Origin of the sequence: Rhodanobacter spathiphylli B39 (assembly GCF_000264295.1) — a bacterium.
Taxonomy (GTDB): Bacteria; Pseudomonadota; Gammaproteobacteria; order Xanthomonadales; family Rhodanobacteraceae; genus Rhodanobacter; species Rhodanobacter spathiphylli.
The window spans coordinates 1-1,362 of record NZ_AJXT01000001.1 but is presented as its reverse complement, the minus strand read 5'-3'; the positions used below and the strand labels follow the sequence as shown (position 1 = coordinate 1,362).

Genomic DNA, 1,362 nt, shown 5'->3' with positions numbered 1-1,362 from the left:
CTGAGGTTTCCCCACGAATCCTCTCAATCAATCAACATCTTACGCGCTGGCTGAAGGAACAGTGCGCGCATGATGCGGTCATTCCTCACGGGTTACGAAGCCAGAGGAGACCACACCATGCGCGCGACCAAAGTATTGCAAAAGTGCCTGGGCGATGCACTTCAGCCGATGCATGCACTGCGCCGTCGCGTGTTGTTGCGTGCTGTGGAAGCGTTGATCCATGGCCGCCGTCTGACCCTGATCGATGTCGCTCGCGCATGGCCTGATGCGGAGCGCATCCGTGCACCGCTGAAAGCGCTGGATCGACTGCTGGGCAACCCGCATCTGCACACTGAGCGCGAGCGTCTGCATGCGGCCATGGCGCGCTGGCTCTTGCGCGGTCCGCATCCGGTGATCGTGCTGGACTGGTGCAACCTGAAAGCCGATCAGCGCTGGCATCTGTTGCGCGCCGCGGTACCCGTCGGAGGTCGCACCCTGACGATACTGGACATGGTGTTCCCCGACGGACAGCAAGGTTCACCGGCGGCGGAGAAACAGTTCCTGCAGCACTTGGCTTCGCTGATTCCCAAGGATGTACGGCCGATTCTGGTGACCGATGCCGGCTTTCGTGCGCCATGGTTTCGCGCTGTCGAAGCGATGGGTTGGCACTGGCTTGGACGTCTGCGCCACCGCACGCTGGTCAAGCCCGTCGATGCGGTGGATACGCCCGGTGCATGGGTGCCGTGCCGGGCGCTCTATGAGTTGGCCGTTGCCGCACCACGCGACTTGGGGCTGATGGATACGGTGCGTGCAAAGCCCTGGCGCTGTCGCGTGGTGGTGCACGCCAAACCCCCGAAGGGGCGGAAACAACGCAATCGTCAGGGTGTGCCCTCGCGCACCAAGAAGAGCAAGCAAAACGCGGCACGCGAGCGAGAGCCATGGCTCCTCGTCGCTTCACCGGCACTGAGCCACTTGAGCGCCCGACAGATCGTCGCGCTGTATGCGCGACGCATGCAGATCGAACTGTCCTTCCGGGACCTCAAGTCGCACCGCTACGGTCAGGCCTTTGAGGACAGTCTGACCCGCAAGCGCAAGCGCATCGAAGTGCTGCTGTTGCTCCACACGATGGCAACCTTCGCCAGCTGGCTGGTCGGTATGGCCTGCGAAACCGCAGGCATCGATCAATGGCTGGCACCGTTTCGATCCAGACGGCGGCTGTACTCGGTCATGCGACTCGGCCGTGAGGCGCTGGTGCGACGATGGTCAAATGCCAGGCTCGAAGAACTCATGGAGCAGATACGAAAGCCGTCTCCGGAGCTACTCGATCAGATGGCTGTGGCAGCATGAAAACGTGGGGAAACCTCAGCCTCCGTCCCCTTTGAT

At 62.1% G+C, this 1,362-nt stretch carries 1 protein-coding gene; it reads left to right on the top strand.

From position 1 onward, the window contains the following. The first annotated feature begins 117 nt into the window (after positions 1-117). A complete protein-coding gene (locus UU7_RS00005) occupies positions 118-1,326 on the top strand; it encodes an IS4 family transposase (RefSeq protein ID WP_007804122.1) in 1,209 nt (402 codons plus the stop codon). Positions 1,327-1,362 lie beyond the last annotated feature (36 nt).

Coding starts and splice junctions, on each gene's coding strand:
- UU7_RS00005 (WP_007804122.1), top strand. CDS start 118: ATGCGCGCGACCAAAGTATTGCAAAAGTGCCTGGGCGATGCACTTCAG.